Below are 22,957 nucleotides of genomic sequence, written 5' to 3' on the forward strand. Positions count from 1 at the left end.
CAGCAGACGGGGCGTATGACACGCGCAAATGTCACGAGGCGATAGCCGCCCGAAATGCCCACGCGGTAATCCCACCTCGCAAGAACGCCAAACCATGGAAGCCCACGAGCGCCGGTGCCACGGCACGCAACGAAGCGGTCAATGCTCAGCGATACCTAGGCCGCGCCCTGTGGCGACGATGGAGCGGATACCATCGCCGCAGCCGTGTCGAGACAAAGATGCATTGCGTGAAGCTGCTGGGGCAAAGCCTCATGGCTCGGGACTTTGACAGGCAGGTCGCGGAAATCCAAATTCGCGTTGCCGTGCTAAACCGCTACACAGCTATTGGCATACCCATCACCGAGGCCGTAGGATAAGTCCGCCCGGGGAAAGGGGAACTCCGACCTGCACCCGATTTGTACAACAGAGCCCATCACCGGCCATGTCGCGGGCCGTAACTTCAACCTCCGGAGTGCTTTCAACAACCGACATTCCGGCCTGAACTTTCCACGTGTCGGTCTCGACTTCTTGCCGCAAACCACGCTCAAGGCGGGTCGTCGCTGTCAGCTCAATTCCGTATCCTTCGGCAACCTCAACCTGGATAGCGCGCTGAACGTCTATGTTCATGTCGCTGCTCATGCCCATAGCCAACCACTGCCCATGTTCGACGCCTCGGTTGTTCACAACGATGTGGACATGGGGGTTATCGGTGTCGTTGTGGAACACGGTCAGATAGTCCCAGATATCGCCAAAATCACCGCTTCCAAATAGGCGATCAGCGAACTCCAATCCGGCCTCATGCGCGGCGTCCGGATAGGTGCCTTCGGGAAAAGAAACGATCATGTGACGGGTGTAACCGTAGTTGGTTTTCCCGTTGAAATCCTCAGCCCAAGTCTCGATCAAATCAATGACCTGGTCCGCATCGAGCGGGGTCACGCCATTGTCTCGGATGGTATTGCCAAGTTGTTGCCTGGGTTTGATAAAGATATGTCAGCCCTATGAACATTCCGATTGATATGTCGCGCCTGAAGGGCTTCCGTTTTCCTCGTGAGGTTATTGCGTACGCTGTTTGGGCGTACCATCGGTTAGCTCTGAGCACGGCTGATGTTGAAGATCTGTTGGCCGCGCGGGGCGTGATTGTCAGCCGAGAAGCGATCCGGCTGTGGGTCAATCGCTTTGGTCAACACTTTGCAAATTGCATCCGCCGGGATCGACCACGGCCGAACGACAAGTGGCACATGGATGAAGTCGTGATCACGATCCGTGGCAAGAAGCATTGGCTGTGGCGCGCGATCGACGCGGATGGAGACGTCCTCGATATTCTCGTGCAAACACGCCGCAATGCCAAAGCAGCAAAGCGCTTTTTCCAAAGATTGGTTTCACAGTTTGGCGAGCCGAGGATGGTCATAACTGACAAATTGCGCAGCTATATCAAGCCGGTCAAAACACTGGCCCCGAACGCTGACCATCGCGCGCACAAGGGCTTGAACAACGCGATCGAAGTGTCGCACCGGCCAACGCGTAAACGAGAGAAGATCTTCGGCAAATTCAAATCCCACCGGCAGGTTCAGAGGTTTTTGGCCGCACATGACCAGATCAACTTGCTCTTCCGTCCTCGCCGCTATCAACTGAATGCAACTTCATACCGCCACGCCCGCTCTGATGCGTTCAGCCTCTGGACTGAATACACTGCCGAAATGACGGCATGATCTAACATTCACCGATCCTTCACAAGCTGACGCCAACAACTTGGCAATACCCTGAGCCTGTATGTGAGACTTGAACTTGCCGAATAGCTTCTCTCTTTTGCGAGTCGGTCGGTGCGAGACTTCGATCGCGTTGTTGAGACCTTTGTGGGCACGATGGTCAGCGTCCGGCGCCAGAATTTTGATCGGTTTGACATAACTGCGCAATTTGTCAGTTATGACCATCCTCGGTTCGCCAAATTTGGCAACCAGCCCTTTGAAGAAGCGCTTTGCAGCTTTGGCGTTTCGGCGAGTCTGCACGAGAATGTCGAGCGTGTCGCCATTTGCGGCGATCGCGCGCCTCAACCAGTGCTTCTTGCCACCGATCATGATCACGACTTCGTCCATGTGCCACTTGTCATTCGGCCGTGGACGATCGCGCCTGATGCAATCTGCAAAGTGTCGACCAAAGCGATTGACCCACTGCCGAACTGCTTCCCGGCTGACGATCACGCCCCTCGCAGCTAAAAGATCCTCGACGTCAGCTGTGCTCAGCGCAAAGCGGTGGTAAGCCCAAACCGCATAAGCAATGATCTCTCGAGGAAAGCGAAAACCCTTCAGGCGCGGCATAATCGTTGGCATGTTCATAAGCGCGACTTAGCTGGATCACTCAGCACGAACAACTTGGCAATACCCGAAGCCGCTATGGGTAGCAAAGCTGATACCGGCCAGCCCGATCAGGATTCCGATCAGCCGGTAAGCGGGCAACATTCGCTTTTCGACCAAAGCCGTGATGGCGAAGGTAAAGAGAGGCGAAAGCGTGACCAGCGCGGAATAGAAGCCGGTCGATACTTGGCCCAACACTGTATAGGCAATCAGGGCAGGGCCGCTGATGCCGAGGATGCCCGCCCCCAGATAGTAGTATAGAAACCTGCGATGCAGCGGCGGGCGCTTGCCGGTGGTGGAGGCTATAGTGATCGAAACAAGGCTTGCGACCAGGAGTTGCCAGAAAAGCGCCACCTGCGGAGTGATGCCCGCGATTGCCACAAATTTAGACAAGGTAAAACTGACCCCAACCAGCGCACCGATCGCGATGATCAGGGCTGTCGGAGGAAGGTTTTTGACAAAGCGGGGCATCACGCGGCCCCCTGTGTCAGGAGTGCATCAAATTTACACGGCTCTGGCCCGATCGGGATGATGCCACTCGGGTTGATGTGGCGGTGGCTGAGAAAATAGTGCGCACGGATATGCTGCAAATCGATGGTTTCAGCGACGCCTGGTACTTGTGCGAAATCCGCCAGGTAGCGCGAAAGGGCTGGGTAATCCGTGATCCGCTTCCGGTCGATCTTGAAATGCGTCACATAGACGGGATCGAACCGCAGGAGCGTTGGAAAGAGCTTCAGGTCAGCCTCGGTTGGCACCGCTCCAGCCAGGTACCGCCGCGCCGTCAGCACTGCTTCGACGGTATCCAGCCATGCATAAAGCTGGTGGATCGCCTCGTCATAAGCCTCCTGCGTGGTGGCAAACCCGACACGATAGACGCCGTTACGAATGGGAGACTGGATTAATTTCGCCAACCGGTCGATCTCAACGGTTTTCTCGGCTGGATAAAGGTCCGGATCGGTCGCGTCCACGAAGACGGTGTTGAGCATCCGTATGATATCTGCAGATTCAGCGCTGACAATCTGACCGCTGTGCTTGTCCAACAGTACCGGGACAGTAATTGCGCCGGTATAGGCTGGAGCGGCGCGTTGATAAACCTGATAGAGGTAACTGTCACGCGGCACTCCGGCTGTATCGTCAAAGTTTGATTGGTCGATGACCCAGCCTCCTCGGACATCACCGGGTCCATCCAGGTGATGCTGATTACCTCGCGCAGCCCTTTGAGCGCCAACACCAGGTCGACGCCATGACACCATGGGCAAGCCTTGGACATATAGAGGTGGTAACGGCCAGACGCCGCCGGAAAATCTGCCTGTTCGTCCGAGCTGATCCAACTACGAAAGGAACTGGGCAAACGGTGAAAGCGCCCGCCGGATTGCACTGGCTTGTCGCGCAGAATTCCGTTGATGAGCATTTTAGACATGGCCGCCTCCATCCAATATGTGTTGAAGACGATCTAACGTGTTTCCTAAGGCGCGATAATTAGCTATTTGCTATACTCAAGGGTGAGGAAAAGTTGACTATATGACAGTAGCATGATCGAAATCGGCGCTATCCCCGTATTTGTCGCCGTGGCTGAAAGCGGTGGTTTTGCCGCAGCTGCGCGACGATTGGGGATCACCAAATCAGCCGTCAGCAAACGGATTGGCGCGCTTGAAGCGCAGCATTTCGTTGACCGAGGCTGGGGAAATCTACCTGACGCATGCTGTTTTGGCGCTGGGATCGGCGCAGGAGGCGGAAGACGCGGTTGCGGCAGTTCAGGGGCAACCGGTCGGGCATTTGAAGATAAGCGCACCCATGTCTTTCGGGCGGCTGCATATTGCGCCGATGCTCACCGAGTTTCTGGCCGCCTATTCTGATATCACGATGGACTTGACTATGGATGACCGGGTCGTCGATCTGGTCGATGCGGGGCTGGATTTGGCCATCCGGGCCGGCACCCTGCCGGACTCTGCGCTAATCGCGCGTCGGCTGGCGCCGATCCACAGTGTCCTTGTCGCTGCGCCGGATTATCTGTTGCGGCAGGGTGATCCACAGCAACCAGAAGATCTATTGGCGCATAACTGCCTTCATTACGCCTATTCACGAGATCCGATGGAATGGGTGCTGCATGGACCAAATGGTGAGTTGCGGATACGCACCAAAGGCACTTTGCGCATTAATAACAGCGAGACGCTTTGCACCGCCCTGCTTGATGGGCTTGGGATCGGGCGGTTACCGACCTTCGTGGCGGGTGCTCATTTGGCCGCTGGCCGTCTGATCCGGGTCTTGCCTGAATACGTATTGCCGGAACAGGCGCTATTTGCGGTATTCCCCGAGCGTCGGCATCTGCCTATGAAAGTGCGTGCCTTTGTGGATTTCCTCGCCGAATGGATCGGGAAGGACAGACCATTCTGGGATACCGAAGCGGGGCTTGATGCCTAAAGTTGCCGTCATTGATGATCGCGATCGTTACGCCTGGTGCAAAAAGCGACTTAGCACGCGCGGTAATTGACTTCTATTGCGGTCCAGGAGGCAGCGGCCAGTGAGCCGGATCAAAGAGTGATAGGGCGCGTGTTATTGGCCAACACTGATGAGGCCAGAGGTCGCACGGGAAGGGGAGATTGGCGTCATTTAGAGCAAAATACCGAATGCTGCGGGACCCGCAAATGACGGTTTCCGTTTGAAGGTTGTCTGCCGACCCGATCCTTGCTCATACGATATTGGCCGCCCAACAAGCACAGGAAACGGATCGCTCAGCACGGATGTTTTTTCTTAACTGACTGGCATGCAGAAATTGAAAGGCATGACCATGGAGTTGAAAGACAAAACAATCATCATCAGCGGGGCGAGCAGCGGGATCGGCGCGGCCGCAGCACTTTTGTTTGCATCGGAAGGGGCGAATGTCGTGTTGGGTGCGCGCAGAGAGGCGCGGCTGAACGAAATTGTTGGGCAGATAGAGCAAAGCAATGGGCGCGCCGTTTATCTGGCGGGTGATGTTCGCGATGAGGCTTTTGCCAAGGGCCTGGTTGACTTGGCAGAACAACGGTTTGGTAGCCTCGACGGCGCATTCAACAATGCAGGAATTGTGGGTGATATGGCCTCAATTCCAGAAATGGAAGCAAACAACTGGCAGTCCGTCCTCGCGACAAACCTCACCAGCGCATTTTTCGCGGCCAAAGCCCAGATTCCCGCTTTGCAAAGACGTGGCGGTGGATCGATCGTCTTTACAGGAACGTTTGTTGGCTTCAGCAACGGCGGCATGCCGGGCATGGCAGCCTATGCAGCGTCGAAAGCAGGACTGATAGGATTTACACAGTCGCTGGCTTCGGATCATGCGGTGCAAGGCATTCGCGCCAATACAATACTGCCGGGCGGTACAAAGACAGACATGGCCGGTGACGATCCGGCGGCGCACGACTTAATCGCTGGCTTGCACCCCCTTAAACGCATGGCTGAACCGAACGAGATTGCTCAATCTGCCGTGTTTTTGTTGTCGGACCGGGCAAGCTTCGTGACAGGCTCTCCGCTAGCTGTTGATGGTGGCATGGCGACACGCCTGCTTTGAAGAACTGCTGTTGGTCGCTTCATGGCCAACGGCGGCTTCGTCCATGTTTCGGGCGGGGCGGAAAAATGTCTGGCCAACACATGATAAACCCGCGCCCACTTGTTCAATTCGTCAGATTGCAGCAAGAAATCGGCCTGGTGGCCGCGGTCAGTCCGCGCAAGCGCTTTCATCCCTTTTGAATGGCGATGGAACGAGACGCAAACTCCATGAAGCGCCTGAACTTCGGGCAATCCATATGGGTCTCTGCCGGACAATCCGCCACGTGACGCAACGCATCGCGTAGTCGGGTGAGGCCTCGGATCTGTTCGTCGAGAGCATCTGCGCGCAGGTGCAATTCGGGGCGCGGCAATTGTGGAGTGCCGTCATTGGCGAACATTCCCTTGATCTCAGCAAGTGAGAATCCTGCCATTTTTCCTAAAGAGATCAAAGCAAGCTGCGTCGCGACGCGTATCTCAAACTCTCGTCGCAGCCCATACCTCGCAGCGGACTGGATCAGTCCGATTTCCTCATAATAGCGCAGTGTTGAGGGTGGGACGCCGCTCCTTTTGGACAAGACGCCAATATCAAGAAGTTTCATGGTTGACCTCAAGTCGACTTGAAGTGGCAGGATAACTCCTCACTGGCACATGAAACAAGAGAGTTCACGATGACTGATACGGTGCGGGCGCAATCTTCCCTTCCCATCCTGATCACCCTCGCTGCAGCGACACTGACCGCCTCATTGGGTATCAGTATCGCGGCGGTCCTGCTTCCGACGCTCACGCGTAGCTTCGCTGCGACAGTTTCCGAGGTACAATGGGTCGTACTGGCTTACCTGACATCCGTGACCATCACGATCGTCTCCGTCGGACGGCTTGGCGATCTATTCGGTCACCGTCGCTTGCTGATTGCTGGTCTCATCGTCTTTATTGCAGCGTCGGTTTTAAGCGCGATGACCCCGAGTCTCAGCTTGTTAATCACCGGACGCGCGTTGCAGGGGCTTGGCGGAGCGATCCTGATCGCGCTTCCGATGTCTATCGCACGTGATTTTGTCCCGACTAAGCGGCTGGGCACGGCAATGGGATTGCTTGGCACGACTTCTGCTGCGGGGACTGCCCTGGGCCCCTCACTGGGCGGTGTGTTACTGGCGATGGGCAACTGGCGTATGGCATTCTGGTTTCTTGCCGGCTTTGCTGGTGTCACGCTTATACTGTCTGTCACCGCAATCACGCGCGATTCCGAACGTCCGACAATATCCTTCCGAGAATTGGATTTTCCGGGAACCATAGTGTTGGTTATTGCACTCGCAACCTACGCTCTGGCAACCAGCGGCGGAGCCTCGCATATCCCCGTGCCACCGGCCGCATTGTTTTCTGCTGCTCTGTTCGCAATTTTCTTGTTTGGGCTTGTCGAAACCCGTGTGGCTTCACCGCTGGTGCCGATGAAATTGCTCCGCGACCAGAGGACAAGTATCGGGCTACTTTTGAACCTTTTGGTCAGCGCAATCATGATGTCCACTTTGGTTGTGGGTCCGTTCTTCCTAGCATATTCTCTGGAATTGAACGAAGCAATCATCGGTTTGGCTATGGCCGTTGGACCGCTGGTCGCTGCGCTCTTCGGCGTTCCGGCCGGATGGGTGACGGACCGGCTTGGTGCTGATCGCGCGATGACCATCGGCCTTGTGCAGACTACGGTTGGTCTGCTGTGTCTGGCGTACCTGCCGGGATACTTCGATGTCGGCGGCTATTTGGCCGCACTCATCATGTTGACGCCCGGCTTCCAGCTTTTTCTCGCCGCTAACAACACAGCGGTTCTGATCCACGGCGCCTATGAACAGCGTGGCCGGCTCTCTGGCCTTCTCGGGCTCTCGCGAAATCTGGGTTTGATGACGGGCTCGCTGACAGGGCTGGAACTGTTCCACAAGAAATTTGATCTGCCGGTCGAACAGGTGATCCATACCGAGGCACCGTACTACTACCGCCGAGACAATCTGAACCAGTCCGAAGAGCAGTTTGTCGCCCATTGCGCAACCGAACTGGAGGCGTTGATCGAACGTGAAGGCGCCGACACCATTGCCGCCTTCATCGGCGAACCGGTTCTGGGCACCGGCGGCATCGTGCCTCCGCCCGCCGGCTATTGGGAAGCCATTCAGGCAGTACTGAAGAAACACGATATCCTGCTGGTGGCCGATGAGGTCGTCACCGGTTTCGGTCGGCTCGGCACCATGTTTGGCAGTGAGCACTACGGGATCGAACCCGACATCATCACCATCGCCAAGGGACTGACCTCGGCCTATGCGCCGCTGTCCGGCTCGATAGTGTCAGACAAAGTCTGGAAGGTGCTGGAGCAAGGCACCGACGAAAACGGCCCGATCGGCCATGGCTGGACGTATTCGGCGCATCCCATCGGGGCCGCGGCAGGCGTCGCCAACCTGAAACTGATCGACGAACTGAATCTGGTCTCAAATGCGGGTGAAGTGGGCGCCTATCTGAACCAGGCCATGGCCGAGGCGCTGGCTGACCATGCCCATGTCGGCGATGTTCGTGGCGAAGGCATGCTTTGCGCGGTCGAGCTCGTAAAGGACAAGGACAGCCGCACTTTCTTTGACGCGGCCGGCAAGATCGGTCCGCAGGTCTCGGCCAAGCTGCTGGAGCAGAGCAAGATCATCGCACGCGCCATGCCGCAAGGAGACATCCTGGGCTTTGCCCCGCCTTTCTGCCTGACCCGTGAAGAGGCTGATCAGGTGGTGGCCGGGACCGTTCAGGCCGTCAAAGCCGTTCTCGGCTAAAGTCTCAGGAAAGAGCTACGAAAGGGCCGGTCATTCCGGCCCTTCTATCATTCCGCCTTGTTCAAATCGCCGGTTGTCAGGATCGCGCCGGCCTGAAGGTCTTCGGCGTCGAGCATCGTCGCAACCCTTTCGAGCGCGGCAACAAGCATCGCCTGCTCCCAGTCCTCCATCTGCTTGAACCGCTGCACATAGAGCTGTTGCAGCGGATCAGGAGCGTCCTTAAGGGTTTGCCGCCCGCGATCCGTGACCAGGATATTGGTCTGCCGTCGGTCGCTCAGGGATTTCTCGCGCACGACCATGCCGCCCGAAACCAGCTTGTCCACCAGTGCAGTGACCGTGGCCTGGCTGACATGCATGCGCATTGAAATTGCCTTGGCGGTGGTTTGCCCGGTTTCGCCAACCACCTGCAATACACGAAGTTGGACCGCAGTCAGCCCCGCGGCTTGCGCCAGTTCCCGGCCGGACATCTCGGTCGCGCGCAGGATTCGGCGCAGGGCGACAAGGCTGCTGTCGATACGATCCATGTCTCTACTCCGCATTCGAATGGAGTGAGATTGTCAAAATTGCATTGATTGCTCAAGCGTTAACCGAAAATGGAATAATTAGTCTTACAAATTAAAATATTGTTAAAAGAGATGAGTTTATGACGTTCTAGCAAAACTAACCTTAGGGTTCTGAAGTTTTGGTCTTCCTGTGGTACTTAGCTAATCAAAGTTTATTGATGGAGCGGTACATGCAGCATTCTTTGGAGTTGTTCGAACAACCTATTCCGGTTTTGCGTCCCCCTTTGCCGGAAGACGGTACAGCGGTGTCTTCGCTGGCCAGAACCGCGGATCAGGAAGCTATTGGTGATTTGCTTGGCGAACTGGCGGCGTTTGATGACTACAAAGAATTCTCGATCATTGCGGAACTGGATGGAGATCTGGTTGGCGCGATGCTGGCTTATGTACTGCCATATGACCCGGAAACCCTGTTCATCTGGCAAGTCGGCGTTTCAGAGCGTGAAGCGGACAAGGGTCTTGCGTCCCTGATGCTGGGGCAGGTGATGCGTCGGGAGGTCTGCACTGAAGTAACCCGTGTTCAGACTGTGATTACGTCGAACGACGAGGGTACCTGGGCGTTGTTCCACCGGTTTGCGCGGTGGCAGCGGTCTCGGATGGAAATCCAGCCCTTCTTCACGCAGGCGCTGACCCCTTATCGCCGTCATGAAAACAGCAACCTTGTGACGATCCGTCTTGCGGATCGCAGCGAACTCGCGGCCTGACCGCGCCACGAAATTTTCAAACAAAGTGAGAGAGCAGAATGAACGTAGCCACGACTATATCAAACGACACCTCATATTACGGTGATGAAGCAGCAACCTTGGGTGACCGGATCGTCGCCGCGCGCGAAGCCGTTGGATATTCGCAAAAGAAGCTTGCGAGCCGCCTGGGCGTCAAACTGAAGACCGTACAGGGATGGGAAGAAGATCGCACCGAGCCGCGTGCAAACAAGGCGCAGATGATGTCCGGCATTCTTGGCGTCTCTCTAGCTTGGCTTCTGAGCGGTGAAGGAGAAGGTGTGCTTGAACCGACCGATACCACTTCCGGATCGGAGGATATTCAAGGCATCCTTGATGAAATCCGTAGCCTGCGGACAGATATCACTCAGGCGACCCAAAAGCTGAGCACTGTCGAGAAGCGCCTGCGCGCCAGACTTTGACATCTACGCAAATGCGTATTTCAGGCATGACCTATGGCCATGCCACAAATGACAACAAAAAGGAGCAGATGATGACAGGACCGGATCCCTGCCTTGTGCCCGTTGATCCGGCGCAAAGCAACCGTTCGGACACCAATTCCGAGCCCGTCGCTACACCGCTTGAGGTTCGCGAAAAGGCCGGTTTGACCGCGGCGGAAATGGCCGAACTTATCGGGATGAGCGAAATTGGTTACAAACTGTGGGAGAGCGGCGCCCGCCGCCCCGGAGGACCAGCGTACAAGCTCCTCGCGCTGCTGGATGCTCATCCGAAAGAAACAGTGGCGCGGCTGCGGCAACACGGTTGAGTGTGGTGCTCAGCGGTAAGTGCGCATGTCCATTGGCGTTGCCTCAATAGCAGCCAAGACCTCCTGTAGCAGCAATTCTTCGGCTCGGTTTTTGACTGTGGCCGGGTTCCAGACAACGTGAACATCGATGGCAGGGAGACCTTCGTAAGGCGGAACTTGCCAAAGGTGTTGATCTCGGACGTCCCGTGCGGCGACATGCAGAGGGAGAGGGCCGATTCCAAGCCCGGCCACGATCATGCGCCGAACCTCTTCCAAATGGCTTGAGACGCCAGTTATCTTCTGCCCCAATTCGGCTTGGGCTCTCATAACAGTGACCGGTCTCAGTACGTCCTGGAGGCGGTCCGTTTCGAAGCTGACAGAGCTTTGCCCTGCCAAGTCCGCGACGGTTAAGTCTTTGCGACCGAAAAACGGATGATTAGGACCACAGAATAGCCCGAAGTATTCACGATATAAGCGACGGTATTCGAGTTTGGGATTGTGATCCTTCACCAGGCAAACTGCAAACGATGCCCGCTTCGCCGCGACCTCGGCGATGGCGTCGGCGCTGGAATGTACTTCGATCGAAAAGCACGCATTTGGGTGGTCCGCGTGGAAGCGGGCCAAGGCCTCGTCAAGTAGTGGGCACACAACGTGGCTGGCCACCGCGATCTTGACGTCGCCCTGAACCTCGTCAGTCAGGTCTCGCATCAAGGTTGAAAGGCGTAGAACGGACCCGTTGATTTCAACGGCCTCGCGATAAAGCAGATGGCCCGCATCGGTCAGCACAAATCGCCCTGGGGAACGGTCGAGCAGTTTTCGGCCAATCCGGTCTTCGAGTTTCTTGAGGGCCGCAGAAACCGAAGGCTGGCGAAGCCCAAGCTTATTGGCGGCGTCGGTTATCGAATGACTTTCTGCAAGAACAACAAAGGTACGCAGTAGGTTCCAGTCCAACTCGCGGGTCGTGCGGTCAGGATCGAATTGGTCGGGCGTCTCTGCCATAGATGATATCTATACTCAGAATTTCAATTATCTATTTGATCTATGATTGGAGCATTTGCACTGTAAGGGCAAGAGTCTATCCGAGGCCCAATATGTCAATCGAAACCCGCGAAGCGCGCCAGCCGTGGATTTTACTTTCACCAGCACTTGCCGCGGTCGCATTGCTGTTGTTCGTGCCATTGATGTTCATAGTGGTCTACAGCTTTTGGCTGCGCACCGCGACCGGGGCGGACCAGGCCGGGTTCTATCTGGACAATTGGAACGAGGCGCTGACCGATCCGTTCTATCGCGATATCCTGATCAGCACTCTGCGTATTGCTGCGATTACAACCATTGTCTGTGCGATCATGGGATACCCTTCGGCCTATTTCATCGCCAGATCGAAGGGAAACAAGGCAATATTGCTTTTGCTTCTGATGCTGCCGTTTTGGATCAGCTACATCATTAGAACGATGAGTTGGATCAACATTCTGGGAGTGTCCGGCGCATTCAATTCGGTGTTGTTGTCGCTTGGGATTATCGCCGAGCCGATACAGATGCTTTATAATGAAGCGACGGTCATACTGGGGCTGGTGCACTTCCTCCTGCCGTTCATGATCCTGAATATCTATGTCAGCCTTGACGGGATCGATACAAATTTGGAAGACGCCGCAAACTCGCTTGGCGCAACGAAATGGGAAGCATTTCTGCAAGTCACCTTGCCACTATCGCTCCCCGGGTTGGCCGCAGGTGGGTTACTGTGTTTTGTCTTGGGTGCAGGGACTTACATCACGCCTCTGGTTTTGGGCGGACCGCGTGATGCAATGTTTGCCAACCTCGTTTTCGAAGCCATTATCACCCAACTCAACTGGCCGCTTGGTTCGGCACTGAGCTTGATGCTGCTGGCAGTGCTGGGGGCCTTGGTAATGATCTATAACAGATATCTGGGCATGGCTCAGCTGATGAAAGGGCTGGGTTGATGGACGGCCGCGGCAAGATGGGATGGAATCTGATCCGCGCATGGTCGATCGGTGTCTATGTGTTCATGTTTCTTCCAGTAGCCGTTGTCGTGCTGCTAAGCTTCAACGCCTCGCAGTTCGGCAGCTTCCCGATGACAGGGTTTTCCTTTCGCTGGTTTGTTGAGCTTTGGAACAATGAGGCAATTCTGCGGGCCTTCCGGACGTCGATCCTGTTGGGGCTGATGACAGCGCTGATCTCGACCACGCTTGGTGTATTGGCGAGCCTTGCGCTGGTGCGCTACAAGGTGCCTGGCACCAACGCAATCTCGACTTTGCTGATTGCGCCGATTCTGGTTCCCGAAGTTGTTCTGGCTGTGGCCCTTTTGTTGTTCCTGAACTTCCTTGGCATCAACAAAAGCTTTGGCCTGCTGTTGTTTGGTCACGTGATTTTCACCCTGCCTTTCGTAATATTGGTGGTGCAGGCCCGGCTGATCAGCATCAAGCGCGATGTAGAAGAAGCGGCAATGAGCCTTGGCGCAACTCCGGTTCAGACCTTTTTTCAGATCACCCTGCCTCTGATGTTGCCAGCGGTTTTGGCCGGTGCATTGTTCGCTTTTACGATCAGTTTCGACGACATCACCGGCACTTTGTTCTGGAAACCCGGTGGTGTTGAAACCGTTCCCACCCAGATTTTTGCCATGCTGCGGAATTCGATCTCACCCGAGATCAACGCGCTTGGCACCGTGATGATTGTCATGACCGTTGGACTGCCCCTTCTGGGGGTCGCGGTCGCACGGCAATTGACCAAAAAGAGCGGCACATAAGAACCGCCACCTTCAAAACTGAACACCCGACAAGGAGAGACAAATGACCAAAAAAAAAATAGACAACACCACCCGATATGAACGCCTTCGTGAACGCTATATGAACGGAGACATCGACCGCCGCGGATTCTTGGGTCTGATCGGCGCGGCCGGTCTGGCCTATGGTGTTCAGACGCCCTTTGCCAAATATGCGCATGCCGCCACTGATCAGGTCCGTTTCGACGGCTGGGGCGGTGTTGTTTCCGAAGCATTTCGCAAGCACGCTTTCGATCCCTACACCGAAAAAACTGGCATTGACGTTGTTGACGGAACCTTCGGTGGCGGAGACGAATACCTGAGCCGCGTCAAGGCCAGCCAGCCCGGGGAATACAACATCGCCCACCTGTCTGGCGTTTTCGACTACGCGCGCTATCACGGGTTGGAACTGACATCGGAACTGAACGAAGACAACATCCCGAACCTGGAATTCGTGATCCCCAAACTGGTGGATGTGTTCCGTGGGGTGACTGACGGCAAGCTGAGCTGCGTTCCCTACGATTACGGAACAACTGGGCTGGCCTACAACCGCAAGTATGTCAGCGACCAACAGATGCAGGAAATGGGCGCGAAAATCCTGATCGACGAAAACCTAAAAGGTAAGATCGGTGGATGGAGCGATTGGCGCACCCGGATGTGGTACGCCGCGTTGCAAACGGACCAAGACCCCAACGGTGTAACCGACGAAGAGGCCGCGTGGGATGCGGTTCGCGCACACCGTGATCTGGCGCTGAAATACTGGACCTCGGGCGCTGAGTTGATGAGCTTGCTGGCCGAAGAAGAAATTTACGTGACCGAAGGCTGGTCGGGACGCATTTATGCGTTACAGGAACAGGGTCACGATATCGGCTATATGGACCCGCCCAATGGGTTTGGCTGGCAGGAGTGCCTGTTCGTGATCAAGGGCTCGCCGATGGAAGCCTGTGAGGAGCTGCTGAACTTCATGCTTGCGCCGGAAACTTCGATTGCCGTCGCCGAGGGGCAGAACTACCCAACGGCGCTTGATCCGACAAAAGTTGAGCTGGGCGACAAAATTCCAACTTTGCCAGCGTTCGATCCTACAGGAACTCTGTCAGGCCTGACCTTTGCCAATCCAGACTACTGGAACGGGCACGAAGCCGAGTGGTCCAAGACCTTTGGCCGCGTCCAGAAGGGCTACTGAAACGAATCTTTCCCCCGGGGCTGCCCCGGGGGGAGCTCCCAACGATCCGGAGAATGTTCTTTTGAGTTCCGTCACACTAAATAACATCGTGAAGCGCTTTGGATCGTTCACCGCAGTGCATTCAACAAACCTCGAAATTCCCGAGGGCGCCTTCGTAACTCTTTTGGGCCCTTCAGGCTGCGGTAAAACCACCAACTTACGAATGATTGCAGGCTTGCTGGACCCAACCGAAGGAGAGATCCTGATCGGCGGTAGGCGTGTCAACGATGTGCCTATTCACAAACGCAACCTTGGTATCGTCTTCCAGAATTACGCACTGTTTCCCCACAAGACAGTCGCGGAAAATGTGGCGTTCGGGCTGAAGTACCGGGATGTTCCCAAGGCCGACATTGCGGACAAGGTGCAGGCGGCTTTGGACATGGTGCAGTTGCCGGACGTCGGCGACCGCTACCCCAAGGCTCTGTCAGGGGGTCAGCAACAGCGTATCGCCCTTGCGCGTGCGATAGTGATCGAGCCTGAGGTGCTGTTGCTGGATGAGCCGCTGTCCGCGTTGGATGCTAACCTGCGCGAAGACATGCGGGTCGAACTGAAACGCATTCAGCACCAGATTGGAGTGACGACGGTATTCGTAACACATGACCAATCCGAAGCTTTGGCCATGTCCGACACGATAGTGGTGATGAGCGCGGGACGGGTCGAGCAAGTCGGCTCGCCTTCAGAAGTGTACAACACCCCGGCCAGTGAGTTTGTGGCGAATTTTCTTGGGGCATCGAACATTCTGGCGGGACATTGTGAACAAAAGGACGCGCAGGGTGCTGTTTTGGAGGCACCGCTATTTGGAAAAGTTCACGTGTCATCGGACAAAGCAGGTCAGATTCAACAGGGACCGGCGAAGCTGGTGCTGCGCGCCGAGAAACTGATATTATTTGACGAAAGCGCAGCGACCGATGGACTCATTACCGCCCCCGCCCGTGTTGAAACAGTTGATTATCAGGGCCAGACTGTCCGCTATTTCGTGCGCGTAGGTGACACGCAATTACAGGCTATCAATATGATCGACGACGCACCGTTTGCCGAGGGCAGCGCGGTGACCGTTGGCTTCCGCCCGCAGGATTGCGCGGCGTTGCAAGGGGGGTGACATGTCCCATCTGTTCTATCAGGGCAGGGGTCGCAAACCCGTTCTGGATCAGGCCCGCGGCGTCTATATGTGGGACAAGGACGGCAAACGCTATCTGGACGGCTCATCTGGCGCGATGGTTTGCAATATCGGGCATTCAAATCCCAATGTGCTGGCCGCAATGCGGCAGCAGATGGAGAAATCGACCTTTGGTTATCGCCTTCATTTCGAAACCGAAGCGTCAGAGAAGCTGGCCGCCAAGCTGGCTGCACTGTCACCGAAAGGGTTGAACAAGGTCTTCTTTGTCTCGGGCGGTTCAGAAGCTGTAGAAAGTGCGCTGAAACTTGCTCGACAGTACATGAAGGCTGTCGGGCAGGGCAGTCGATGGAAGGTGATATCACGGCAGCCCTCTTACCATGGAAGCACGTTGGGGGCGCTTGCCGTTACAGGCTTTGAGCCACTGAGTGAGCCTTTCGTGCCGATGTTGCGGCAGATGCCCAAGATCCCTGCACCAAGAGCGTATCTCGATGGTCTTAACCCGGAAGATCCGGACACCGGCCGCCATTACGCTGACATGCTGGCTGCGAAGATCGAAAAGGAAGGGCCCGAGAGTGTCATGGCTTTCATCGTCGAGCCGGTCGGTGGGGCATCAACCGGGGCGTTGGTGCCGCCGGTCGGTTATATGGAGCGTATCCGTGAGATCTGCGACGAATATGGTATCCTGATGATCGCTGACGAAGTGATGACCGGGGCAGGGCGCACAGGTCGCTTTCTGGGCACGGATCATTGGCCCGCCCGCCCGGATGTTGTCGTCATGTCCAAGGGGATCGGGTCCGGGTATGTACCACTGGGCGCGGTGATTGTGGATGATCGCTTGGTTGAAGCCGTACTGGATGCTGGCGGGTTTGCGCATGGGTATACGTATGCCGGCAATCCATTGGCCTGCGCTGCCGGGTTGGCGGTTGTCGAAGAGATCGAATCCCAGGGTCTGTGCGAAAACGCAGCCCGTATGGGGGACAAACTGCTCGTGCGGTTGCAAGGCCTGATGCAAAAGCACGACATCATCGGGGATGTGCGTGGCAAAGGCCTGCTAACTGCTTTTGAACTCATGGCCGACCGGGATCGCAAGACCCCATTGCCAAGAGAATGGAATGCCTATCAAAGAGTTGTGGATATTGCCTATGAAAAAGGGCTTATCGTCTACTCGCGCCGTACGCGCGACGGAATAGAAGGGGATCATATTCTCGTATGCCCGCCTCTGATCGTGTCTGACATGAATTTGGACGAGGTTATTGAAGGCCTTGATGCTTCACTGACCCAGTTTTCCAGCGAGATATCGGGAAAGGCGGCGTGACATGTCCAAAATTCTGATCACCTGCGCAATCACGGGCTCGATCCATACTCCGTCAATGTCGCCTCATCTGCCAGTCACGACTGATGAGATTGCCGCACAATCTGTTCAAGCAGCAGAGGCCGGGGCAGCAATCCTGCATCTGCACGCCCGTAAACCTGACACCGGACAACCTTCCGCAAGTGTCGACGACTTCATGGGCTTTCTGCCACGGATCAAGCAATCCACCGATGCTGTCCTCAATATCTCCACCGGTGGTAGCGCGACAATGTCGCTTGATGACCGCCTGGCAGCTCCTAAGCGAGTCGAACCGGAAATGTGCAGTCTGAACATGGGAACGATGAATTTTGCGCTTTATCCCGCGGCCAATCGTATTTCCGGGTGGAAATACGATTGGGAAGAACCGTTTCTTCGAAATTCGGATGACCTTGTGTTCAAGAACACGCCGCGAGACATGGCGCGAATCCTGACCGAAATGGGTACAGAGCGCGGTGCGCGATTCGAGTTCGAGTGCTATGATGTCGGCCACCTTTATATGTTGCGCCATTTCCTTGACCGCGACTTGGTTACGGGGCCGTTGTTTATTCAATTCGTATTTGGCGTGCTGGGTGGGATCGGGCCGGATCCAGAAAACCTGACGCATATGAAGGTGATCGCAGACAAGCTTTTTGGGCAGGACTATTATTTTTCTGTTCTGGCAGCAGGGCGCCACCAAATGCCGCTGATCACGATGGCAGCGGCCATGGGCGGGCATGTCCGCGTCGGGCTGGAGGACAGTCTGATGATATCTCGTGGGGTGCTGGCGAAATCGAACGCTGAACAGGTTCAGAAAACCCGTCGCATTGTCGAAGATCTTGGCCGCGAAGTGGCCAGTCCGGCTGAAGCGCGGGACATGCTGGGCCTTAAAGGTGCGGATAGGACGGCTTTCTGATGCAGGTTATTTTGCGTGTCGCCGAATGGCGTGATGCCGAGCGCCTAAACACAGCACTGCGGCACTTGTCGAGCGAATTGAATGACGAACATATCGCTCAGGCGGCGGACCTTGAACAAGTGGGGTGGTCGGATGTGCCGGGCTTTCGCGCTGTTCTGGCCGAAACCGATAAGGTCGTGGGCGTGGCGCTGTATTCCCCGGTTTTTTCAACAACCCGAGGCTGCGCCGGGATTTTCGTTTCAGATCTATGGGCTGCTCCGGAAGAGCGTGGAAAGCGACTTGCGGAGCGCCTTTTACGTGCGGCTCTGGAAGATGGGGGCGAATTGTGGGGCGCCAATTTCATCAAGCTCAGCGTGTATGCCGATAGCCCCGACGCTCGACGGTTTTACGATCGTCTGGGGTTTGAACCCCTTCAAGGTCAAAACGATTTAATTTTGAATGAAGCCGGATGCGTGGCTCTGAGAGGTGAAGAATGAAAGCGGTGTTTGACGCGCGGCAGTGGCGGCACGATCCGAAACATTTCATGGCCAACGGGGCTATCCTTCCCAACCCGGAACAGCCAAAGCGGATCGAAGTTTTGAAGTCCGGAGCTGAGGCCGCAGGCTGCGTTTTCCAGGCTCCTTGTGACGCGGGTTTTGGTCCGATTGCAGCGCTGCATTCAGCAGAATACCTGATTTTCTTACAGAATATCTATTCGCGTTGGCGCAGGATACCTGATGCTGGTGAGGAAGTTATTCCAAACATACACCCTGCGGCCCGGACTGATGGCTATCCCAAGTCTGCCGTTGGTCAAGCCGGGTTTCATCAGGCCGATACCGCTTGCCCGATCGCGGAAGGCACGTGGGAGGCTGCCTACTGGTCCGCTCAATCCGCAATCTCGGGGGCTGACCTGATCAAAGGCGAGGAAAGATCGGCATATGTGCTGTCGCGCCCACCCGGGCATCACGCATTTGGGGATCTGGCGGGCGGTTTTTGCTTTTTGAACAACTCTGGAATTGCAGCGGAACGCTTGAGCGAAGCTGGTCTTCGACCCGCAATCCTGGACGTTGATGTGCATCACGGAAATGGAACGCAGGGGATCTTTTATTCGCGTGACGACATTTTGACGGTTTCCATTCACGCCGATCCGGCGCGTTTTTATCCATTCTTCTGGGGTCATGCGCAGGAGCGTGGGGAAGGGCGCGGGCTGGGCTACAACCTCAACCTGCCGCTGGAACGGGGTACCTGCGACGACGATTATATGGCGACGCTGGATGTTGCACTGCGACGTGTTCAGAGTTTTGGGGCAGACGTACTCGTCGTGGCGCTTGGGCTGGATGCATCAATCGACGATCCGTTTAAGGGACTGGCGGTGACGAAAGACGGGTTTTCGCGCATTGGTGCGGCCATTGCGAAAACTGGGTTGCCCGTGCTGTTTGTGCAGGAAGGTGGCTACTTGTCCGAAAGTCTGGGTGAAAATCTGACTCGGGTTCTAACCGGGTTTCAGGAGGCGGTGTGAAAACGGCTGATGTCATTGTGATCGGCGGCGGAATCGCCGGGATCAGTGCCGCGGCTGAGCTTGCAGAGGATATGACCGTTCTCGTTCTCGAGGCCGAAAGCCAGCTTGGTTATCACGCAACGGGCCGCTCTGCAGCGATTTTCATCCGCAACTATGGCAACGAGACCCTGCGCGCACTGAACGCGATATCTGCCTCGTTTCTGCAAACCCCCAACGGAGTGAGCGATCAAAGCCTTCTGTCCCCTCGTGGTGAAATGCTGGTGGCGACGGGAAAAGAGCTCGATGCGCTCTACGCCTATATTTCAGGGTCAATAGGGCTTGAGGAATTGACTCCTGCTCAAGCAGTCGAACTGGTTCCGATCTTGCGCAAAGACGCTATCGCAGGCGCTATAATTGAGTGGGACGCGCAGGACATCGACGTTGACCGAATGCTTGCAGGGTATGTCCGATTGTTAAAGTTGCGTGGCGGTGCAGTTGAAACCAATGCACCAGTTACGGGATTGAAACGTATTTCCGGCGTCTGGGCCGTACAAACGGATGGCCAGAGCTTTCAGGCCCCTATAGTGATCAATGCCGGAGGGGCTTGGGCCGAGGCAATCGCCCGTATGGCAAAAGCGACGGATATTCGATTGTTGCCAATGCGTCGTTCGGCGGCTTTGTTGCCTGCGCCCTTGGGGCACGAGATCCGGAAATGGCCCCTTTTCGCCAGCGCGACCGAGCAGTGGTATGCCAAACCTGAAGCAGGAAAGCTGATGGTTAGCCCGGCAGACGAGGACCCCGTTGATCCCCATGACGCCTGGGTTGATGACATGGTTTTGGCGGAAGGTCTGCACCGATACGAACAAGCCGTTTCCACTCCTGTCACGCGCGTTGAGACAAGTTGGGCCGGCCTGCGTACTTTTTCAACGGATCGCACCCCGGTTGTCGGGTTCGATCCAACAGCCGAAGGTTTTTACTGGCTGGCCGGGCAGGGAGGTTATGGTGTCCAGACAGCCCCGGCATTGGCTCGTCTAACTGCTGCTTTGATCTGCAATTCAAATCCCGGCTTGCAACCTGACATCGTTCAGGCTCTTGATCCGGGTCGTTTCAACCCCTGACCACGAGGATAATTATGACAGAAATCACCCGCCATCATACCGCCACGCGCATGAGCCAGATCATTGAACATGGTGATACGATTTATCTCGCAGGTCAGGTTGGCACCGCCGGTGCACCGGTCGCGCGGCAGACGCAAGATTGCCTCGACAAGATCGATGCGTTGCTCGCCGAGGTTGGAAGCGACAAGACACGCATACTTCAAACGACCATCTGGTTGGCCGATATGAAGAATTTCGCAGAAATGAATGCTGTCTGGGACGCATGGGTGCCAGAGGGGCACGCACCGGCTCGTGCTTGCGGCGAGGCTAAGCTGGCAACCCCCGAGTATCTGGTGGAGTTTTTAGTGGTCGCAGCGCGCTAACTGTAGTTAGTGAACAGACCTGAGAAACCCGGCAAGAACGTCGATTGCGACGCCCATATCTGCTGCGGATGCAAACTCCTCGGGCCTGTGGCTCACACCATCACGACAGCGGACGAACAGCATCGCGACAGGGCACAGATCCGCCATTGCCGAAGCATCATGCGTAGCGCCCGAAGGCAATGACAACCTCTTGGCGCCCTTGGATCTGGCTGCATTGGTCAAGACACATGACAATCTGGCATCGCAGGGCTGGGCTTGCTGGGAATATGTTACCGAGCACTCGATGGCCAAACCCATACTCGCAGCTATGGATTGAGCGAATTGATGCAAGTCCTGACCTGCTTGCAGGCGGTTTTCGTCCAGCGGAGAGCGAATTTCGACCGTCAGCTGTACAATCCGTGGTACCGCATTGACGACATTTGGTTCCACCGTAAGTGAACCGACAGTGGCCCGCAGATCAGCCGTTTCGCGCCCCATTCTGTTCACCTCTGAAACGATCTCTGCTGCGCCGACAAGGGCATCCTTCCGTCCCTGCATTGGCAGGGTACCCGCGTGTCCGGTTTCTCCGGTCAGGATGATCTGATGCCGTTCGATGCCGCAAATAGCAGTGACGACTCCAACAGCCTCATCTTCGCGTTCCAGAACCGGGCCCTGTTCAATGTGCGTTTCGAGAAATCCAATGATGTCTTCTGGATCTCGGGCGAGTGCTTTGATCTTCTCGGGGTTCAATTCAAACGAACGCATTGCCTGCATCAGTGTCGTGCCTTGCAGGTCGCGCATTTCCAGAGTTGACGGGTCAAAGGTTCCGGACAGCGCGCGTGATCCGATGAGGGCGGTCGGAAACCGCACCCCTTCTTCATCTGCAAAGGCAAGAACCTCTACGCCAAATGACAGTTCGGTGCATTCGCTTTGAAGTTTTTGTAAGGCGAGGATTGGCAGGACAACGCCCATGATCCCATCATATGCGCCACCTTCACGAACTGAATCCTGATGAGATCCCAGCAACATTGTCTTGCAACCAGGTGGCCCGTCTTGCCGTCCCACCAGTGTGCCCGCGTCGTCGAGGCGTACAGTCAAACCGGTCTTGAACATTTCGGCCTTCAGTAATTCGAGAGCCGCATCATGCTCGGCGGTAAAAGGCAGGCGGGTCACCCCGGGGCCAGGTTCCGAACAGGCCGCGAGTTCGTTCAGCAAAGTTTCGGCGCGTGCTCCCCAATCAATCAAGGATGCGCTCCCGGTCGTTCGGGGTTGGTACTTGTTCCGTCCATCTGGAATACGCGCCTGTTGTTGCTTTTCCATACAAGTATTCAAGCGCTGCAATCGGGTTGTCAGTGTCGTAGTCAATCCGCAATGATAGAGGCGGTTTGTCGGGGTGCAGTACCAATAACGCCGCGGATAAAAGTCCCCGGCTGTCGCCGCCCATTTGAGTGGCCGCTCTCAAGGAGGCGAGAAGCTTGTCGCTGAGCCCCCCCTCGGTTTCAGCAAACCGATCGACCATCGCGTCCAAAACATTAGTGCTGGCCAGTAAGTTTCCGGCGACTACTCCATGGTGAAAAGTAAGACTGCCTTTCTCTGGCTCGTTGGAAGCCCCGGTGAATTCGCCAGTCTGCCCAAACAGATCGAGTGCAGTTAATTGACGATAAGCTCTGCCGTCATCCGCAGCGGAGATCTGTTCCACAGCGTCCGCGGCACAGGCCCCGTTGTGCATTGCTGTCAGAACCTCTTCACCCCAGATTGTTGACGGTGCGGCACCCTGGCTGGCTGACATTCCAGCTGAAACGTTGCCTCGCAGAACCCAGCCGCCAACACACAACGAGCCGGTTGCAGCTGCACCACCAATGGCGCCTGACACGGGATCACGTGCAAGAATCGAAAAAGTCATATCGCTCCAGTCTTTACAACTTCTGCAATTTATCATGATAAATTGACCGATGCAATTTATCATGATAAATACGTTGTGCCATGCCAACTGGGAGA

At 55.9% G+C, this 22,957-nt stretch carries 26 protein-coding genes and 2 pseudogenes; 19 read left to right on the top strand and 9 right to left on the bottom strand.

What is annotated here, in order from left to right:
* The coding region (locus tag D9K61_RS13335) for a transposase (protein WP_162946876.1) at positions 1 to 356 on the top strand (356 nt) is incomplete at its 5' end.
* Here D9K61_RS13335 and D9K61_RS13340 read toward each other — a convergent pair.
* On the bottom strand, positions 337 to 966 hold the full coding sequence (locus tag D9K61_RS13340; protein WP_120633721.1) for a relaxase/mobilization nuclease domain-containing protein: 630 nt from the start codon (positions 964 to 966) through the stop codon (positions 337 to 339). The two genes, D9K61_RS13335 and D9K61_RS13340, sit on opposite strands and share 20 nt — an antisense overlap.
* 11 nt (positions 967 to 977) lie before the next feature.
* On the opposite strand from D9K61_RS13340, the gene D9K61_RS13345 reads away from it, so the two are divergent.
* On the top strand, positions 978 to 1,688 hold the full coding sequence (locus tag D9K61_RS13345; protein WP_120633722.1) for an IS6 family transposase: 711 nt from the start codon (positions 978 to 980) through the stop codon (positions 1,686 to 1,688).
* Positions 1,689 to 1,739: 51 nt separating this feature from the next.
* Here D9K61_RS13345 and D9K61_RS13350 read toward each other — a convergent pair.
* The 3 genes and pseudogenes from D9K61_RS13350 to D9K61_RS13360 all read right to left on the bottom strand — a co-directional run.
* Positions 1,740 to 2,312, bottom strand: a pseudogene (locus D9K61_RS13350) (IS6 family transposase); the annotation flags it as partial.
* 18 nt (positions 2,313 to 2,330) lie between these two features.
* Positions 2,331 to 2,801 (bottom strand): EamA family transporter, encoded by a 471-nt coding sequence (locus D9K61_RS13355; RefSeq protein ID WP_120633723.1) that lies wholly within the window; start codon positions 2,799 to 2,801, stop codon positions 2,331 to 2,333.
* Positions 2,801 to 3,451: a glutathione S-transferase C-terminal domain-containing protein gene (locus tag D9K61_RS13360; RefSeq protein ID WP_254055774.1), complete on the bottom strand. Its 651-nt coding sequence runs from the start codon at positions 3,449 to 3,451 to the stop codon at positions 2,801 to 2,803. The genes D9K61_RS13355 and D9K61_RS13360 overlap by 1 nt, the downstream gene beginning before the upstream one ends.
* A 411-nt stretch (positions 3,452 to 3,862) precedes the next feature.
* On the opposite strand from D9K61_RS13360, the pseudogene D9K61_RS27560 reads away from it, so the two are divergent.
* The 3 genes and pseudogenes from D9K61_RS27560 to D9K61_RS13370 form a co-directional block, all read left to right on the top strand.
* Positions 3,863 to 3,940: pseudogene (locus D9K61_RS27560) on the top strand (LysR family transcriptional regulator); the annotation flags it as partial.
* 40 nt (positions 3,941 to 3,980) lie between these two features.
* A complete protein-coding gene (locus tag D9K61_RS13365; protein WP_254055775.1) occupies positions 3,981 to 4,751 on the top strand; it encodes a substrate binding domain-containing protein in 771 nt (256 codons plus the stop codon).
* A 367-nt stretch (positions 4,752 to 5,118) separates the two neighbouring features.
* Positions 5,119 to 5,874: an SDR family oxidoreductase gene (locus D9K61_RS13370; protein WP_120633780.1), complete on the top strand. Its 756-nt coding sequence runs from the start codon at positions 5,119 to 5,121 to the stop codon at positions 5,872 to 5,874.
* 166 nt (positions 5,875 to 6,040) lie between these two features.
* On the opposite strand, the gene D9K61_RS13375 is transcribed toward D9K61_RS13370, so the two are convergent.
* Positions 6,041 to 6,451 (bottom strand): helix-turn-helix domain-containing protein, encoded by a 411-nt coding sequence (locus D9K61_RS13375; RefSeq protein WP_120633724.1) that lies wholly within the window; start codon positions 6,449 to 6,451, stop codon positions 6,041 to 6,043.
* A gap of 69 nt (positions 6,452 to 6,520) precedes the next feature.
* Between D9K61_RS13375 and D9K61_RS27690 the strand changes: the two genes are divergently transcribed.
* Positions 6,521 to 8,641, top strand: coding sequence for an aminotransferase class III-fold pyridoxal phosphate-dependent enzyme (locus tag D9K61_RS27690; RefSeq protein ID WP_120633725.1), 2,121 nt, complete (start codon positions 6,521 to 6,523; stop codon positions 8,639 to 8,641).
* A gap of 47 nt (positions 8,642 to 8,688) precedes the next feature.
* Here the strand turns inward: D9K61_RS27690 and D9K61_RS13385 are convergent, their stop codons facing one another.
* Positions 8,689 to 9,165: a MarR family winged helix-turn-helix transcriptional regulator gene (locus D9K61_RS13385; RefSeq protein WP_120633726.1), complete on the bottom strand. Its 477-nt coding sequence runs from the start codon at positions 9,163 to 9,165 to the stop codon at positions 8,689 to 8,691.
* Positions 9,166 to 9,374: 209 nt separating this feature from the next.
* Between D9K61_RS13385 and D9K61_RS13390 the strand changes: the two genes are divergently transcribed.
* The 3 genes from D9K61_RS13390 (at position 9,375) to D9K61_RS13400 (ending at position 10,686) form a co-directional block, all read left to right on the top strand.
* Positions 9,375 to 9,905, top strand: coding sequence for a GNAT family N-acetyltransferase (locus tag D9K61_RS13390; RefSeq protein ID WP_162946878.1), 531 nt, complete (start codon positions 9,375 to 9,377; stop codon positions 9,903 to 9,905).
* Between the two features lie 38 nt (positions 9,906 to 9,943).
* Complete coding sequence (locus tag D9K61_RS13395; protein ID WP_120633728.1) at positions 9,944 to 10,342, top strand: helix-turn-helix transcriptional regulator; 399 nt, start codon at positions 9,944 to 9,946, stop codon at positions 10,340 to 10,342.
* A gap of 71 nt (positions 10,343 to 10,413) precedes the next feature.
* Positions 10,414 to 10,686: a DNA-binding transcriptional regulator gene (locus tag D9K61_RS13400; RefSeq protein WP_216825804.1), complete on the top strand. Its 273-nt coding sequence runs from the start codon at positions 10,414 to 10,416 to the stop codon at positions 10,684 to 10,686.
* Between the two features lie 9 nt (positions 10,687 to 10,695).
* On the opposite strand, the gene D9K61_RS13405 is transcribed toward D9K61_RS13400, so the two are convergent.
* Entirely contained in the window at positions 10,696 to 11,664 is a 969-nt protein-coding gene (locus tag D9K61_RS13405) for a LysR family transcriptional regulator (RefSeq protein WP_120633730.1), read from the bottom strand.
* A gap of 92 nt (positions 11,665 to 11,756) precedes the next feature.
* Here D9K61_RS13405 and D9K61_RS13410 point away from each other — a divergent pair, with 92 nt between their 5' ends.
* From D9K61_RS13410 to D9K61_RS13455, 10 genes are all read left to right on the top strand, one after another.
* Positions 11,757 to 12,623: an ABC transporter permease gene (locus D9K61_RS13410; protein ID WP_120633731.1), complete on the top strand. Its 867-nt coding sequence runs from the start codon at positions 11,757 to 11,759 to the stop codon at positions 12,621 to 12,623.
* Positions 12,624 to 12,640: 17 nt separating this feature from the next.
* Positions 12,641 to 13,426 carry an ABC transporter permease gene (locus tag D9K61_RS13415; RefSeq protein ID WP_120633781.1) on the top strand — a complete coding sequence of 262 codons (786 nt, stop codon included), beginning with the start codon at positions 12,641 to 12,643 and terminating at the stop codon, positions 13,424 to 13,426.
* Positions 13,427 to 13,484: 58 nt separating this feature from the next.
* Positions 13,485 to 14,624 (top strand): extracellular solute-binding protein, encoded by a 1,140-nt coding sequence (locus D9K61_RS13420; RefSeq protein ID WP_120633782.1) that lies wholly within the window; start codon positions 13,485 to 13,487, stop codon positions 14,622 to 14,624.
* Positions 14,625 to 14,685: 61 nt separating this feature from the next.
* Complete coding sequence (locus D9K61_RS13425; protein ID WP_120633732.1) at positions 14,686 to 15,762, top strand: ABC transporter ATP-binding protein; 1,077 nt, start codon at positions 14,686 to 14,688, stop codon at positions 15,760 to 15,762.
* 1 nt (position 15,763) lies between these two features.
* Positions 15,764 to 17,095, top strand: coding sequence for an aspartate aminotransferase family protein (locus tag D9K61_RS13430; protein ID WP_120633733.1), 1,332 nt, complete (start codon positions 15,764 to 15,766; stop codon positions 17,093 to 17,095).
* Position 17,096: 1 nt separating this feature from the next.
* The gene (locus D9K61_RS13435; protein ID WP_120633734.1) at positions 17,097 to 18,023 is read left to right on the top strand and encodes a 3-keto-5-aminohexanoate cleavage protein; all 927 of its coding nucleotides are present in this window, start codon (positions 17,097 to 17,099) and stop codon (positions 18,021 to 18,023) included.
* A complete protein-coding gene (locus D9K61_RS13440) occupies positions 18,023 to 18,499 on the top strand; it encodes a GNAT family N-acetyltransferase (protein WP_120633735.1) in 477 nt (158 codons plus the stop codon). The genes D9K61_RS13435 and D9K61_RS13440 overlap by 1 nt, the downstream gene beginning before the upstream one ends.
* Complete coding sequence (locus D9K61_RS13445) at positions 18,496 to 19,521, top strand: histone deacetylase family protein (protein WP_120633736.1); 1,026 nt, start codon at positions 18,496 to 18,498, stop codon at positions 19,519 to 19,521. Before D9K61_RS13440 ends, D9K61_RS13445 begins: the two co-directional genes overlap by 4 nt.
* Positions 19,518 to 20,618 (top strand): FAD-binding oxidoreductase, encoded by a 1,101-nt coding sequence (locus D9K61_RS13450; RefSeq protein ID WP_120633737.1) that lies wholly within the window; start codon positions 19,518 to 19,520, stop codon positions 20,616 to 20,618. The genes D9K61_RS13445 and D9K61_RS13450 overlap by 4 nt, the downstream gene beginning before the upstream one ends.
* A 14-nt stretch (positions 20,619 to 20,632) precedes the next feature.
* Complete coding sequence (locus D9K61_RS13455) at positions 20,633 to 20,980, top strand: RidA family protein (RefSeq protein ID WP_120633738.1); 348 nt, start codon at positions 20,633 to 20,635, stop codon at positions 20,978 to 20,980.
* A gap of 6 nt (positions 20,981 to 20,986) precedes the next feature.
* Here D9K61_RS13455 and D9K61_RS13460 read toward each other — a convergent pair whose 3' ends face one another.
* Together D9K61_RS13460 and D9K61_RS13465 are read right to left on the bottom strand one after the other, a co-directional pair.
* Complete coding sequence (locus D9K61_RS13460; protein WP_120633739.1) at positions 20,987 to 22,204, bottom strand: Zn-dependent hydrolase; 1,218 nt, start codon at positions 22,202 to 22,204, stop codon at positions 20,987 to 20,989.
* Complete coding sequence (locus D9K61_RS13465) at positions 22,197 to 22,949, bottom strand: DUF1028 domain-containing protein (protein WP_371688475.1); 753 nt, start codon at positions 22,947 to 22,949, stop codon at positions 22,197 to 22,199. Before D9K61_RS13465 ends, D9K61_RS13460 begins: the two co-directional genes overlap by 8 nt.
* Positions 22,950 to 22,957 lie beyond the last annotated feature (8 nt).

This window comes from Ruegeria sp. EL01, assembly GCF_900313035.1.
Taxonomy (GTDB): Bacteria; Pseudomonadota; Alphaproteobacteria; order Rhodobacterales; family Rhodobacteraceae; genus Ruegeria.